Source organism: Amycolatopsis sp. NPDC006131 (assembly GCF_040614175.1).
In the GTDB taxonomy this organism is placed as follows: domain Bacteria; phylum Actinomycetota; class Actinomycetes; order Mycobacteriales; family Pseudonocardiaceae; genus Amycolatopsis_E; species Amycolatopsis_E tucumanensis.
This window is the reverse complement of record NZ_JBEXTX010000001.1, coordinates 72,493-85,662: the sequence shown is the minus strand read 5'-3', so window position 1 is coordinate 85,662 and position 13,170 is coordinate 72,493. Positions and strand designations below refer to the sequence as shown.

Here is a 13,170-nt window from a genome sequence, read left to right as displayed (position 1 = left end):
CACGGGACCGGCGGGCGACCGCCGGCCCCGTGACCGGGCAACGCATCACGAGTAGGCGTCGTTGTCGCCGAGAATCGGGATCATCCACGTGAGGTTGTCCGGCGAAGAACCAAACAGGTTCGCCTGTGTCAAGTCCGTCACCGAACCCAACAGGGTGATTTCCGGAGTGGTGTAGGGCTCGCGCATGTGTTCACCTCCCCCCGCCACTGGCAGGAACGGGAAAACCGGGGTCACGAAAACGTCAGATCTCCGAAGAGGGTGCCCGCGGCGAAATCGGCGTCGAGCCGGCTTCCCGACGACTGACCGAGCGTGAGCTCGGACAACGAGCCGATGTCCTCGATGCCGGGGGCGGCGTACTCTTTCTTCATGTCACTCCTTTCCGTTAATCGTCGACGTGACAGAGCCCAAGGACCTCGACCGGGATTCGCCTGAATGCGGCAGACCGTTACAGCCACTCGCCGAATGTGCTGGTGACGTTGTCCAACCGGTACCCGGACAATTCCTGGAATACGTTTTCCCGGCGGTACGATTCGACGGTGGGGATCACACGCATCGCGCGGGCTTCGGTGGCCACGCCACGGCTGATCGCGGCCGCGGCGCGCGAGGTCGCGGCCGCCGACCGGTTCGGCACCGTGACCGCGGCGGTCTACCAGATCATCGGCGCCGTCGGTGCGCTCGGCGTGGTCGCGGCGAGCAAGCTCACCTTCGACGCGTTGCTGCAACCGGAGCGCGCGCGCTTCGGCCTCACCGTTTCGTTGCTGGCGCTGGCGTTGATGACGGCGCTGACCGGTTCGGTCGGCGCCCTGCAGACCCAGCAGCACCGGCTGCTCGGCGAGCGCGTGTCGCAGCGGGTGTGGGACCGGGTGCTGGACACCACGGCGCGCGCGGACCTGGTGACCTACGAGTCCGCCGGCTTCGCCACGTCGCTGGAGCGCGTCCAGCAGAACGCACTCACCCGCCCGTTCGCGGTGACCACCGCGCTGCTCGGCCTGACCGGCAGCCTGCTGGGCGTGCTCACGATGTCAGCGGTGCTGATCGGCGTCGAACCGCTGCTGGTGCCGATCCTGCTCGCCGCCGGTCTGCCCGCGGTGCTGCTCGCGCGGTGGGCCAGCCGCACCGAGTTCGCGTTCGCCCACCGGCTGACCCCGCTGTTCCGCCGCCGCAACTACCTGCGGCAGCTGCTCACCCAGCGCCCGTACGCGGCGGAGCTGCGTGCGTTCCACTCGACGAAGCCGCTGCGCGAGCGCCACCGCGAGCTGAACGCCGGCATCAACGTCCAGCTGCGGCAACAGGTCCGGCGTCGGCAGCTGATCGCCGGTCTCACCACGATCGGCGTCGCGCTGTCGCTGACGGCCGCGCTGCTGGCGATCATCGGCCTGGTGCGCAGCGGCCGGATCGACCTGCCCGCCGCGGGCGCGGCCGCGATCGCGGTGCGGTTGCTGAGCAGCCAGCTCGGCACGCTGTTCACCTCGATCGGCGGGCTGCTCGAATCGGCGCCGTTCCTGGCCGACCTGGAGCGGTTCGTCGCCTCCGCCCCGCCGTCGACCGCCGCCGGGGAGAAGCGGCCGCTGCGGCAGGGAGTCGTGTTGCGGGACATCAGCTTCCGCTACCCCGAGCAGGAGCGGCCCGCGGTCGACGCGGTGGACATCGAGATCGGCGCGGGCGAGGTGGTCGCGCTGGTCGGCGAGAACGGGTCCGGCAAGACGACGCTGGCCAAGATCGTCGCCGGGCTGTACGACCCGGACCTCGGCACCCGCCGCTGGGACGGCGCGGACGCCCAGCCCGCCGACATCCGCGCCTCGGTCACGGTGATCTTCCAGGACTTCGTGCGGTACCAGATGACGCTGCGCGACAACATCACGATCAGCGACGGCGACCGGCCGGGCGACGAGGAGTCGGTGCACGACGCGGCCCGGCGCGCGGGTGTCCTCGGGGTGACGCGCGAGCTGCCGCACGGCCTGGACACGATGCTCGGCCGGGACCTGGACGAGGGTTTCGACCTGTCCGGCGGGCAGTGGCAGCGGGTGGCGCTGGCGCGGGCGCTCTACCGGGACACGTCGCTGGTGGTGCTGGACGAACCCGCCGCGGCGCTCGACCCGCGCGCGGAGCACGAGCTGTTCACCGACGTCCGCGCGATGCTGGGCGGACGCGCCGCGCTGCTGATCTCGCACCGCTTTTCCAGCACCCGCATGGCCGACCGGATCTACGTGCTGGACGCGGGCCGCGTGGTGGAGTGCGGCACGCACGACGAGCTGATGGCACGCGCCGGCCAGTACGCCGAGCTGTACCGGCTCCAGTCAGCTGCTTACCGCTGACAGCAGGTCCGTGAGCACCTCGTCGCGGAACGGCGGTCCCCACGGCACGGTCGCCTCGAACACCGGGACCTGCGCGACGAGGTCGGCCAGCCCCTGGAACGCGAAGTCCATCACGGCCGGGTCGCGCCAGCCGAGCACGCGCGGGAACTGGCTCATCCGCAGGAACGCCCGCGTCCCGGTGAGCCGCTCGACGGAAACGTCCACAGCGGACCGGCTCGGCCGCGGGATCACGCACGCCGCCAGCGGCAGCGCGTCCGCGGTCACCGGCGACCGCAGGGCCAGCCGCCCGTCCGCGGTCGGCCGCACGTCCGCCGCGGCCGCTCCGTCCGCGAGGCCCCGCGCCGCCATCCGCAGCCGGTTCTCCGTGCTCCCCGGGTGCACGAGCCCACCGGGGTCCACCCGCAGCACGTCGTCGGCCACCAGGTCGCACCCGTGCCCGCACAGGGCCGCGGCCAGGGTGGACTTCCCCATCCCGGACGCGCCCACGAACGCCAGCGCCCGCCCGTCCACCCGCACCGCGCTCGCGTGCAGCACGAGGTGCGAGTTCAGCGTCAGGTGCACGGCCAGCAGCGCGCCCGTCGCGAGCACGGTCAGCAACCCGTGGTCGGCCGCCGGGTCCAGGTGGTAGGTCACCTCACGCAGCAACGGATCGCCGGCGAACTCGCACAGTCCCGGATACCGCAGCACGGTCCGGTCGCCGTCCGTGGCGAGCGTGTAGAACACCCGCCCGTCCGGTTTCGCCAGCTCGGCCAGGCACCGCCCGGGCAGCTCCGCGCGTGGCACCTCCCGGTCGGCGCCCCGCCGCAGCACCAGGTCCGGCTCGCCGCCGTCCCCGGCGGGCAGCGCCAGCTCGACGTCGCTCCACACGGTCAGCCCGTGCGCCCGGTACGTGAAGTCCATCGTGGTCACCCCGCCGATCCGAGTACCGCGTACCGACCCGCCGTGGGGTCGAGCGCCTTGCCGTCGATCTCCAGCCAGGAGTGCGCGGAGAACCGGCCGTCCGCCTCGCGCCGCACGCCGATCCGCAGCACCGGCTCCAGTGCCCGCAACCGGTGGCCGATCAGCAGGCACTGCCGCAGGCAGGTGTCCCCGGCGGGCCACCGCGACACCACGAAGTACGAGGCCCGGATCGGCGCGCGCGACCACCGCGGCAGCACGGGCAACTCGTCGGCGGGCGGCGCGGCGCTGGTCAGGTCGCACCGCACACCGAGGCGACGGCAGGTCTCCCGCAGGTCGGCGCGCCGCAGGCTGAGCTCGATCCGCACCATCGGCGGGAGCGCCCGCAGCACCTCCCACGCCAGCCGCCGCCTCCTCATGTCGCCAGCCAGGCCTGTTGCAGCAGCATCGCCGTGGACGCGGGCGGCTCGTCGGCGAGCCACGCGGCCCGCAGCGCGTCCGGGTCGACCAGCGAGCCGTCGACGCCGCTGCCGTCCCAGTTCCGCGCGAACTCTCGCGACCGCGCGCCGAACCGGGACGCGTTGAACCGCGCCTTGTCCCGCCGCTGGAGAACCGCCTCCGGCAGCACCCCGTCCGCGACCAGCCGGGTGCCCGCCGTGCGGGTCATCGGCCGCCCGGCCGCGTAGGACGCCACGAACGACGGGTCGGCGAACGGCTCGACCAGCTCGCAGTCGTACCCCCACGCGGCGTCGGCCCGCGTCCGGAAACCCACCGCGTAGGCCCGGGTCGCCAGGGCGGTCCGCACGCTGGTCTCCCACCGCAACGGGCGGTCCGCGGCCTCGCGCCAGACCACGCGCCGCAGGTCCGGCCGCAGCCACGGCATCGGGACGGACCGGCGGGCCACCTCGCGGCGGGCGAACCCGGGCGCCGCGCACACCGCGAACCGCGCCCAGTCCGCCCCGGTCATCCCGCGGCCGCGACGGCGCGCCACCGCGCGCAGCGTCCCGAGCCGGTGCCCGCCGAGCACCTCGTCCCCGGCGTTGCCGGTCACCAGGCTGCCGCCGGGCGCGTGCGACGCGAGCAGCACCGTGTTGCCCAGCGCGGCCGGGTAGACCGGGCCGCGGGCACGCAGCACCGGCTGCACGAGCGGCCCGATCAGGTCCAGCTCGTCGCCGATGTCGCGGCGCACCCAGCTTTCGACGCCGACGTGCCGGATCACCGACTCCTGCCAGGCCGACTCGTCCGCGGCCGGGTCGCCGGGGTAGCGGAAGGTGAGCGCGATCGGCGGCGCGAGCCCTTCGCGCGCGGCGAGGTCCGCGGCGACCGCCAGCAGCACCGAGGAGTCCCGCCCACCGGAGAAGGCGATGACGCACGGCTCACGCAGCAACGCGGGGCGCAACGCGTTCCGCAGCGCGAGCACCGGGTCCATCGGCGAGCCGAGCGGGAACGGCGCGGATCCGAGCGGGCGTCCCACCGCGACGTCCAGTGTGGACAGTCGCGGCGGCGCCTCAGTGGAGGAGCTCGGCATCGCGGAGCCGGCCGAGGAACGCCTCGATGTCGCGGCGCGCGGTGTCCGCGTCGATGTCGTACTCGCTGGTGATCGCGCCGACCAGGTCGTCGAGCGAGCGGTCCTCGGCGAGCAGTTCGAACAGTCGCGTGCCGACACCGGTGATGGTGAAGTACTTCGAGGTCGACAGGCTGAGCACGATCGTCTCGTCACCGATGGTGCGAGCCGAGATGTCGGATGCCCGTACGCGCATGGCGGCCCTCCCGGAACTGGCGGCTTCACCTGCCAGTCGCCGATGATCATTCCCCCGTTACGGCGAAACGAACCCCGCCGCGGGACCGACTCCCAACGGTGACCACCGCCGTGCTGCCCACGCGAACCGCCCTGCCCGACGCCGTGCGGCGCCCGCTGCTGGTGCTCGCGATCCCGGCCGCGGTGACCGTCGCGGTGCTGGCCGTCCGCGTCGCGGGCGCCGGCTCGGCGAGCGCTCTCGACCGCTGGATCCTGGACGCCTCTGGCGGCGCGATCCCGTACCCGTCGGCGCAGCGGGTGACCGCCAAGGGCCTGGACTTCGCTGGCGAACCGGCGGGCGCGGGCCTGCTGGTGGCCGCGCTGGTCACGCTGTGCCTGGTGCTCGGGCACCGGCGCACCGCGCTGCTCGCCGTGCTCGGGCCCGGTCTGTCGGTGGCCGTGACGACGCTGCTGAAACCCGTGGTGGGGCGGACGATCAACGGCCCGCACCTGTCGTTCCCCAGCGGGCACACCGCGGTGGTGACCGCGATGGTCCTGGTGTTCGCGTTCGTCCTGGCCGACCGGCTGCGGCTGCGCCCGCCCGCGGCCACGGCGGTGGTGCTCTACGCCGCGGTCACCGCGGGCGCCGCCGAGGCCTGGGCGCAGTTCGGCATGGTCGTGCACTACCCGACGGACACGCTCGGCGGCTTCTGCGTCGCGCTCGTCGTCGTGCCCGTGACGGCGTGGCTCCTCGACCGCGTCAGGCGTAGGGCCGGAACACCGGCTTGACCGACCGCCCGCCGATCCACGGCGTCGGGTCCTCGACGTCCAGCGCCTTCCGGTAGACGGCGCAGGCCTGCGCCACCACGTCCACCGTCCGGTCGATGTCGGCCTCGGTGAGCGCGCTGCTCACCACGAACGACGGCCCGAGCACGCCACCGGCCACCAGCTGGCGCAGGAACAGCGTCCGGTACGGCTGGGACGGCCGCAGCTGCTCGTCGAGCGTGCCGAACACCAGGTTGCTCGCCCGGCCGCGCACCACGACGTGCTCGCCGACGCCCATCGCCGCCGCCACGTCCCGGACGCCGGACGCGAGCCGCTCGCCGAGTGCGTGCAACCGGGCCGAGATGCCCTCCTCGACGTAGGTGTCCATCACGGCCATCGCGGCGGCCAGCGAGTGCGTCTCCGCGCCGTGCGTGGTGGACAGCAGGAACACCCGCTCGCGTGAGTGCCGCAGCCCGCCCAGCTCCATCAGCTCCCGCTTGCCGGCCAGCGCCGACACCGCGAACCCGTTGCCCAGCGCCTTGCCGAACGTGGACAGGTCCGGCGTCACCCCGTAGTAGCCCTGCGCGCCCGCCTCCGACCAGCGGAAACCGGTGATCATCTCGTCGAAGACCAGCACCACGCCGTACCGGTCGGCCAGCGCGCGCATCCCCTCCAGGTACCCCGGCGGCGGCTCGACCGCGGTCGCGGCCTCCATGATCAGGCAGGCGACGTCGTGGTTGCGCAGGATCTCCTCGGTCGCGGCCAGGTCGCCGTACGAGAAGCGCACGGTCAGGCCGGTGATCTGCGGCGGGATCCCGGCCGGCATGCCGGTGGTGCCGATGAACCAGTCGTCGGTGGAGAAGAACGGGTGGTCGGCGCAGATCGCGACCACCGGGCGCCCGGTCGCCGCGCGCGCCAGCCGCACCGCCGCGGTGGTGACGTCCGAGCCGTTCTTGGCGAACTTGACCATCTCCGCGGTCGGCACGGTCGCCAGGAACTTCTCCGCGGCGGACAGCTCGACGACGGACGGCCGCACGAAGTTGCTGCCGCGGTCCAGCTCGCGCCGCACGGCCTCGACCACCCGCGGGTGGGCGTGCCCGAGGCTCACCGAACGCAGGCCGGAGCCGTACTCGATGTAGGAGTTGCCGTCGATGTCCCACACGTGCGCGCCGCGGCCGTGCGAGATCACCGGCGCCAGCCCTTCGGGGTACTGGTCCTCCCCCTTGGCGTAGGTGTGCGCGCCGCCGGGGACGAGCTGGTGCAGGCGCTCGTTGACCTCCGTGGAGCGGGGCAGGATCTGCGCGTCCATGACTGTCACCTCAGGGTTCTCAGGACTTCGGCGAGCGAGGGCGCGCTTCGGTCGCGGTCGGAGGTCAGGGTCACCGGCAGCGGCCACGGGATGGCCAGGTCGGGGTCGTCGAACGCGATGGTGACGTCCTCGGACGGGTCGTGCGGCCGGTCGATGCGGTAGGAGACGTCGGCGGGTTCGGTGAGCGCCTGGAAGCCGTGCGCGCAGCCCGCCGGCACGTACACGGTGACCTGGGTGTCGCCGGAGAGCCGGAAGTACTCGGTGTTGCGGAAGGTCGGCGAGTCCGGCCGCAGGTCGACCACGACGTCGAACACCTCGCCGTAGGAGCAGCGGACCAGTTTGGACTCGCCGGCGCCGGAGCGCAGGTGCATGCCGCGGATCACGCCCTTGACCGACCGGGACAGGCTGTCCTGCGCGAAGCCGTCCGGGTCGATGCCGACGGACGCGACGACCTCGCGGTCGAACGTGCGCGAGAAGAACCCGCGCGCGTCCACGTGCGGTGTCGGTTCGAACAACCAGGCCCCGGCGATGCCGGCTACCGGAACGGCCTTCACGTCCGGCTCCCTTCGACGACGGATTCGGACATGATGGCGAACTGGCGCTCCAGCCGCTCGCTCATCACACGATTGCGTTCCTTGAGGATCGCGGTCAGCTCCTCGCGCCGGTCCTCCAGTTCGCGGAACTGCGCCACGAGCCGGTCGAAGTCGGGCTCCCGCGCGGACTGGCAGAACTCGCCCAGGCCCATCGCCGACATGAGCACGTCGTTCTTGCGCGCGTAGCCCAGCGAGAGCGTCGGCTTCGCGGTCTTCAGCGCGCACAACACGTTGTGGTAGCGGGTGGCGACGACGACGTCGACCTCGGCCATCTGACGCATGAGGTCCTGCAGCGAGGTCAGCGGCTCGGCGGTGATGTCCGCGCCCGGCGCGGCGGCGATGACCTCCGCGAGCACCTCGTCGTCGGCGACGTCGCCGGTGAACAACCGGATCGGACGGCCCTCGTCGGCCAGCAGCCGCACGAACCGCTTCACGGTGTCCAGGTAGGCGCGGTTGATCTCGTCCGCGCGGGCCCGGTCGTCGTTGCCGCCGCGGAAGGCCATCACCCCGACACCGACGGCGCCGGTCGAGGGCCGCGGCTCCGGATCGGCCAGCCCGAACGCGAGGTCGGGGAAGACGGCGTCCGAACCCACGTCGACGCCCATGCGCGCCATGGCCTGGCGGGAGTGCTCGTCCCGGTAAGAGCGGTAGTGCGCCAACCGCGCGGCGCGCGTGATGACCCACCGGGTGGCGCGTTTGCGCACCACGTCGGCGCCGACGCTGACGAGCGCGACCCGGGTCCCGGTGAGCCGCGCGGTGACGCCGAGCCAGAACAGCGAGTACGGCAGCGCCCACGGCCGCAGCGGCAGCGTGGCCTCCAGCACGCCCATTCCGGGCACGATCACCACGTCGTAGTTCCGCACCCAGGCCCAGGTCCGGAACGGGTCCAGCAGCTTGCCGAGCACCTTCAGCCCCGCGGCCGGCAGCCCGGTCGCGTCACCCGCGTGCGGCTCGTACCACTGCAGGTGCGTCGCCGGCGCGCCGTACCGCGCGGTGAGCTGCTCGGGGCCCATCGCCAGGAAGCCCAGCTCGGCGTCCGGATATCGCTCTCGCACGTAACTCAATACGGCGTCGAGCGATCCGTCGTTGCCCAGGTTGCCCGAACCGAGGATGCCGAAGAACCCGATGCGCGTCACGAAAGCAGACCTGCCTTCCGCAGCGGCTTGCCGCCGAGCCACTCGCCGAGGACGCCGTAGCAGCGCATCCGCTCGCTCGACGACAACGGCGCGCGGCGGATCGCGGTGACGTACCCGGCCAGGTACTCGGCGAACAGCCGCGCCTTCGACTGCCCCGTCCGGCGCGGGTCCAGGTTCGCGCACACCTTCTGCACCGAGCCCAGGTTGTCGCCGCGGCCGGGGTGCTCGCGGCGGAAGAACATGACCTCCGGGACCTGCACGAACGTGCCGTGCAGGGCGAGCTCGCCGACCAGCTTCCGTCCGGCGTTGTGGTAGCTGTCGTGCGGCGCGATCCGCCGCATCACCGAGGTGCGGATCACGCCGTAGAAGTCGTCGCCGCCCTCGGTGAACATCAGGCTGCGGAACCGGACCGCCGCGTCCGGCGAATCGGTGTCCAGGCCGTAGTCGTAGTTCTCGATGACCTCGCCCCGCTCGTCCACGATCGCCATGTACGAGTGCGCGAGCACCGCTTCCGGGTGCCGGTCGAGCGCCTGGACGCACTTCGCCAGCAGCTCCGGCGCGAACAGGTCGTCGTGCGCCGCCCACTTGACGAACTCACCCCGCGCGGCCTGCACCACGAAGTTGTGGTTGGGCGCGGCGCCGATGTTGCGCGGCTGCCGCAGGTAGCGGATCCGCTCGTCCTTCGCGGCGTACTTCTCGCAGATCTCCTGGGTGCCGTCGGTGGAGGCGTTGTCGGAGATGATCAGCTCGAAGTCGGTGAAGGTCTGGGCGAGCAGGTTGTCGATGGCTTCGGCGACGTAGTTCTCCCCGTTGTAGACGGGCAGGCCGACGCTCAGCCTCGGTGCGGTCGTCATGGGGTCCTCGCTTCCTCGGGAACGTGCTCGCGGACGGCTACGTGCAACTGGCTCCACCACACGAACGCGCCGGCGAAGGTGGCGCACGCGACGCCCCAGCCGGACCCGACGGCGCCGCCGATCGCCGCGCCGGACAGGCCGCCGATCACGTAGAGCGCGGACGCGACGAGCTGGCACCGCATGCTGCGCTTGGCCGCGCCGAGCGCCCGCAGGCCGGTCGCGGCGCCGCCGATGAAGCTCGCGTTGAAGACGGACAGGGTGGCCGGAATGATCAGCGCCTCGGCGGTGTGCCAGACGTCGCCGAGCACGAGCTCGCCGAGCCGGTCGTTCAGCACGAGCAGCAGCGCGCCGCCCCACAGCAGCGCGCCGAGCGCTTGGCTCCCGCCGAGGAGCAGGGCGAACGTCGGCAGCCGCCGCACGTTGCGGCGCACCACCCTGGCGGCCTCGGGCACCGCGACGAACGCCAGTCCCATCAGGACCGCGACGAACGGCCCGAGCAGCAGCTCCCCGCCGCGCACGGTGCCGACCGCCGCCACCCCGGCGATCGCGCCGAGGCCGTACATGCGGATCTGCGAGCCACCGCTGTTGCTGACGTTCTCCACCAGGTAGCGCGGGCCGAGGTCACGCTGGTCGTGCAGCCACGACCGCACCCCGTCGAGGCTCGGCCGCAAACCCGTCTGCAGGTAACCGTAGCCTGCGGCGACCGCGGCCGCGCCGCCCCAGGCCAGCAGGAACGCGACGACGCTGCCGTGCAGGTCGGCCAGCACCATCGCGGGGATCATCGCGACGCCCCACAGCGCGTCGTTGACGAACGCCTTCCGCCCCTCGCCGGAGGCGAAGAACGCGAACCGCCAGCTGTCCTGCAGCAGCAGCGCGGGCAGGATGACGCCGAGCGCGACGAACGCGGGCCCGAGGCTCCCACCCACCACGATCCCGAACACCACGCTCAGCAGGCCGGCCAGCGCGCCCACGGCCAGCGCGGTCGCCGACGACCGGGCCACCGCTGCCCGCCACACGCCGGTGTCCACGCCGCTGAAGCGCACCATCAGCGGATCGGTCGCCAGGCCACGCGAGATGTTGATCAGCACGCCGTAGGTGACCCAGGCGAGACTGAAGATGCCGAACGCGGTGACGCCCAGCTCACGCGCGACGTAGATGCCGACGGCGAAGTTCGTCAGGCTCGACACGGCCTGGTCGCCGAGGCCCCAGGACAGCCGCCCGGCCATCGCGCGCAGCCCGGAGGGCTTCGCGGCGGGTTTGCGGTGGCGGCCGGTGGTGGTCATGCGATCACCCCGCCACCAGGCCGGCGTCCCGGAGGGCGTCGGCGGCCGCGGCGACCGCGGCGAACTCCAGGCCGGACCGGCGGGTGATGTCGAGCAGGTCGTGGTCGCCGTCGGAGAGGCTCAGCACCCACAGCATCGCCATCTGAGCCTGCTTGGCGTCGCTGCGGCCGCCGAGCGAGTCGTAGAGCCCGCGCTTGCCCAGCTGCGGCTCGCCGTACGGGCTCAGGTTCGTGTAGCGGCGGTTGCGGTCCAGCACGGCGAACGCCTCGCGCAGCACGGCGAGCGTGTCCTCCAGCGCCACCGGTGACACGAAGTCCGGGTTGTCCGCCGAGGTGTGGTACTCCGGGTAGCCGGCGTACGGGGTGCGGGTGAGCGAGCCGACGCCGAGGTCGAACCCCGGCGAGCAGAACTGCCGCTCGTCGTAGCCGTACGGCGAGAAGTCCAAGATCCGGTGTGGACGGTCGCGCAGCACGTGCGCCAGCACCCGGTCGATCTCCGCGTCCCCGCGCCGCGACCGCTTGTACGTCAGGTCGCCCCGGTCGCCCGCGCAGGCGAGCACGACACCGTGCTTGACCCGCGCGACGTCGTTGTGAGCCAGCCAGGTGATCGCGCCGATCGTGCCCGGCATGAACAGGAACCGGTAGGTGTACCAGGGGTTCACCAGCGCCTTGGCGAGCGCGATCGCGACCGCCACGCCGGCCAGGTTGTCGTTGGCCAGCGACGGGTGGCAGATGTGGCAGGACACGATCACCTCGTCGGCGATCTGCCCCGGCACCACGTGCTCGCCGTAGCTGAGGTGCCCGTCGGCCAGCGTGGAGTCGATCCGGACCTCGTAGTCGCCCTCCGGCAGCGCGTCCAGCGTCTCCTGCGCGAGGCAGAAACCCCACGCCGGCGAGTAGTAGCTGGTGCGGTACGGGACCCAGGACGGGCGGTCCGGCAGGGTGTGCAGGTGCGGCCGCAGCTCCGCCAGGCTCATCGTCGCCGACACCGGCACGCTGTAGCCGACCACGTGCAGGTTCGACTCGGCGAAGTCGACCACGCGCTTGCCGTCGGCGTCGGCGATCCAGGCGTCCCGGATGTTCCACTCCTGCGGCACGGTCCAGTCGAAGACCTGCGTGCCTGTGGGCACCTCGTGCCGCTCCAGCGGGACGTGCTCCCCGATGACGTCCAGCGTGGCCCGGACGCCGTCGCCCGTGATGCTGCGGCAGAGCGGGTACAACCGCTCCACCAGCGCGTGCATCCAGGCCCCGTCAAGCATCACACGAACCGCAGGGTGTCGTCGACCGCACCGGCCTCGCGGTGCTGCTTGAGCCGGGCGAGCCGGGTGAAGCTCTGCTCGAACGAGCGGTGGGTGAGCCCGTGCCGCTGGTAGGCCTCGACCAGCTCGACCGCGCCGTCCTTGACCGACCACTCGCAGGCGAAGCCGGGGATCGCGGCGCGGAACCGGGAGAAGTCGACCCGGTAGGAGCGCGGGTCGGCGCCGGCCTCGCCGGTGATCCGCAGCCGCGAGCCGGGCACGGCCTCGACGACCTGCTCGGCGATCTCCGCGACGGTCACGTTGTTCCGCTCGGTGCCGATGTTGAAGGCCTTGTCGTGCACGGCTTGCCGGGGCGCGACGAGTGCGGCGGCGAAGGCCCGCGCGATGTCCTTCGCGTGCACCAGCGGCCGCCACGGCGTGCCGTCGGAGAGCACCAGCACCTCACCGGACAGGCACGCGTGCCCGACCAGGTTGTTCAGCACGATGTCCGCGCGCAGCCGCGGGGAGAAGCCGAACGCGGTGGCGTTGCGCAGGTACACCGGGGAGAAGTCGTCGTCGGCCAGCTCGTGCAGGTCGTCCTCGACCAGCACCTTCGACTCCGCGTACGGCGTCACCGGCCGCAGCGGCGCGTCCTCGTTGACCAGGTCCGCGCCGCCGGAGGCGCCGTACACCGAGCATGTCGACGCGTACAGGAAGCGGGACACCCCGGCGTCCTTGGCCAGCCGCGCCAGCCGGACGGCCGCCTTGTGGTTGATCTCGTAGGTCAGCTCGGGGGCGAGCGCGCCCAGCGGGTCGTTGGACAGCGCCGCCAGGTGGATCACGGCGTCCACACCGGACACCTGTTCCGGCGTCACGTCCCGCAGGTCCACCCGGTGCCCCGGCGGGTCCTGCGGCGCCGGGCCGAGCACGCACTCGTCGAACAGACCGGAGTCGAGCCCGGTCACCTCGTGGCCGGCGGCGGCGAGCACCGGCGCCATCACCGTGCCCAGATACCCCTTGTGCCCGGTCAGCAGCACACGCAT

Annotated in this window: 15 protein-coding genes; 2 read left to right on the top strand and 13 right to left on the bottom strand. The window is 72.5% G+C overall.

The genetic code is table 11. The features are described from left to right. Nucleotides 1-45: 45 nt before the first annotated feature. A complete protein-coding gene (locus tag ABZ215_RS00450; RefSeq protein ID WP_354946716.1) occupies nt 46-186 on the bottom strand; it encodes a hypothetical protein in 141 nt (46 codons plus the stop codon). A 44-nt stretch (nt 187-230) separates the two neighbouring features. Next, a complete protein-coding gene (locus ABZ215_RS00445) occupies nt 231-368 on the bottom strand; it encodes a lasso RiPP family leader peptide-containing protein (protein WP_020417455.1) in 138 nt (45 codons plus the stop codon). Nucleotides 369-536: 168 nt separating this feature from the next. On the opposite strand from ABZ215_RS00445, the gene ABZ215_RS00440 reads away from it, so the two are divergent. Further along, nucleotides 537-2,315: an ATP-binding cassette domain-containing protein gene (locus ABZ215_RS00440; protein WP_354946714.1), complete on the top strand. Its 1,779-nt coding sequence runs from the start codon at nt 537-539 to the stop codon at nt 2,313-2,315. Here ABZ215_RS00440 and ABZ215_RS00435 read toward each other — a convergent pair. From ABZ215_RS00435 to ABZ215_RS00420, 4 genes are read right to left on the bottom strand one after another with little or no spacing between them, the layout of a single operon-like run. Further along, nucleotides 2,298-3,215: a hypothetical protein gene (locus ABZ215_RS00435; RefSeq protein ID WP_039791374.1), complete on the bottom strand. Its 918-nt coding sequence runs from the start codon at nt 3,213-3,215 to the stop codon at nt 2,298-2,300. The two genes, ABZ215_RS00440 and ABZ215_RS00435, sit on opposite strands and share 18 nt — an antisense overlap. 5 nt (nt 3,216-3,220) lie before the next feature. After that, entirely contained in the window at nt 3,221-3,631 is a 411-nt protein-coding gene (locus ABZ215_RS00430; RefSeq protein ID WP_354946712.1) for a lasso peptide biosynthesis B2 protein, read from the bottom strand. Then, nucleotides 3,628-4,686 carry an asparagine synthase-related protein gene (locus tag ABZ215_RS00425; RefSeq protein ID WP_354946710.1) on the bottom strand — a complete coding sequence of 353 codons (1,059 nt, stop codon included), beginning with the start codon at nt 4,684-4,686 and terminating at the stop codon, nt 3,628-3,630. Before ABZ215_RS00425 ends, ABZ215_RS00430 begins: the two co-directional genes overlap by 4 nt. Before the next feature lie 34 nt (nt 4,687-4,720). After that, nucleotides 4,721-4,972 (bottom strand): PqqD family protein, encoded by a 252-nt coding sequence (locus ABZ215_RS00420; protein ID WP_237336203.1) that lies wholly within the window; start codon nt 4,970-4,972, stop codon nt 4,721-4,723. Between the two features lie 98 nt (nt 4,973-5,070). On the opposite strand from ABZ215_RS00420, the gene ABZ215_RS00415 reads away from it, so the two are divergent. Beyond that, nucleotides 5,071-5,739: a phosphatase PAP2 family protein gene (locus ABZ215_RS00415; RefSeq protein ID WP_020417448.1), complete on the top strand. Its 669-nt coding sequence runs from the start codon at nt 5,071-5,073 to the stop codon at nt 5,737-5,739. On the opposite strand, the gene ABZ215_RS00410 is transcribed toward ABZ215_RS00415, so the two are convergent. From ABZ215_RS00410 to ABZ215_RS00380, 7 genes are read right to left on the bottom strand one after another with little or no spacing between them, the layout of a single operon-like run. Next, nucleotides 5,711-7,024 (bottom strand): glutamate-1-semialdehyde 2,1-aminomutase, encoded by a 1,314-nt coding sequence (locus ABZ215_RS00410; RefSeq protein WP_354946708.1) that lies wholly within the window; start codon nt 7,022-7,024, stop codon nt 5,711-5,713. The genes ABZ215_RS00415 and ABZ215_RS00410 overlap by 29 nt on opposite strands. Before the next feature lie 5 nt (nt 7,025-7,029). Next, nucleotides 7,030-7,578, bottom strand: a complete 549-nt coding sequence (locus ABZ215_RS00405) for a dTDP-4-dehydrorhamnose 3,5-epimerase family protein (protein WP_020417446.1) — start codon at nt 7,576-7,578, stop codon at nt 7,030-7,032. After that, complete coding sequence (locus ABZ215_RS00400; RefSeq protein WP_354946706.1) at nt 7,575-8,753, bottom strand: polysaccharide pyruvyl transferase family protein; 1,179 nt, start codon at nt 8,751-8,753, stop codon at nt 7,575-7,577. Before ABZ215_RS00400 ends, ABZ215_RS00405 begins: the two co-directional genes overlap by 4 nt. Continuing rightward, nucleotides 8,750-9,607, bottom strand: a complete 858-nt coding sequence (locus ABZ215_RS00395) for a glycosyltransferase family 2 protein (RefSeq protein WP_354710067.1) — start codon at nt 9,605-9,607, stop codon at nt 8,750-8,752. Before ABZ215_RS00395 ends, ABZ215_RS00400 begins: the two co-directional genes overlap by 4 nt. Beyond that, nucleotides 9,604-10,890, bottom strand: coding sequence for a hypothetical protein (locus ABZ215_RS00390; RefSeq protein WP_237336207.1), 1,287 nt, complete (start codon nt 10,888-10,890; stop codon nt 9,604-9,606). The genes ABZ215_RS00395 and ABZ215_RS00390 overlap by 4 nt, the downstream gene beginning before the upstream one ends. A 4-nt stretch (nt 10,891-10,894) precedes the next feature. Next, nucleotides 10,895-12,148 (bottom strand): DUF4910 domain-containing protein, encoded by a 1,254-nt coding sequence (locus tag ABZ215_RS00385; protein WP_354946704.1) that lies wholly within the window; start codon nt 12,146-12,148, stop codon nt 10,895-10,897. Further along, the gene (locus ABZ215_RS00380; protein ID WP_354946702.1) at nt 12,148-13,170 is read right to left on the bottom strand and encodes an NAD(P)-dependent oxidoreductase; all 1,023 of its coding nucleotides are present in this window, start codon (nt 13,168-13,170) and stop codon (nt 12,148-12,150) included. Before ABZ215_RS00380 ends, ABZ215_RS00385 begins: the two co-directional genes overlap by 1 nt.

Bases quoted from the DNA above. Each gene is read 5' to 3' on its own strand.
- ABZ215_RS00450 (WP_354946716.1), bottom strand. From the start codon at position 186: ATGCGCGAGCCCTACACCACTCCGGAAATCACCCTGTTGGGTTCGGTG.
- ABZ215_RS00380 (WP_354946702.1), bottom strand. From the start codon at position 13,170: ATGCGTGTGCTGCTGACCGGGCACAAGGGGTATCTGGGCACGGTGATG.
- ABZ215_RS00435 (WP_039791374.1), bottom strand. From the start codon at position 3,215: ATGGACTTCACGTACCGGGCGCACGGGCTGACCGTGTGGAGCGACGTC.
- ABZ215_RS00420 (WP_237336203.1), bottom strand. From the start codon at position 4,972: ATGCGCGTACGGGCATCCGACATCTCGGCTCGCACCATCGGTGACGAG.
- ABZ215_RS00445 (WP_020417455.1), bottom strand. From the start codon at position 368: ATGAAGAAAGAGTACGCCGCCCCCGGCATCGAGGACATCGGCTCGTTG.
- ABZ215_RS00410 (WP_354946708.1), bottom strand. From the start codon at position 7,024: ATGGACGCGCAGATCCTGCCCCGCTCCACGGAGGTCAACGAGCGCCTG.
- ABZ215_RS00390 (WP_237336207.1), bottom strand. From the start codon at position 10,890: ATGACCACCACCGGCCGCCACCGCAAACCCGCCGCGAAGCCCTCCGGG.
- ABZ215_RS00395 (WP_354710067.1), bottom strand. From the start codon at position 9,607: ATGACGACCGCACCGAGGCTGAGCGTCGGCCTGCCCGTCTACAACGGG.
- ABZ215_RS00430 (WP_354946712.1), bottom strand. From the start codon at position 3,631: ATGAGGAGGCGGCGGCTGGCGTGGGAGGTGCTGCGGGCGCTCCCGCCG.
- ABZ215_RS00385 (WP_354946704.1), bottom strand. From the start codon at position 12,148: ATGCTTGACGGGGCCTGGATGCACGCGCTGGTGGAGCGGTTGTACCCG.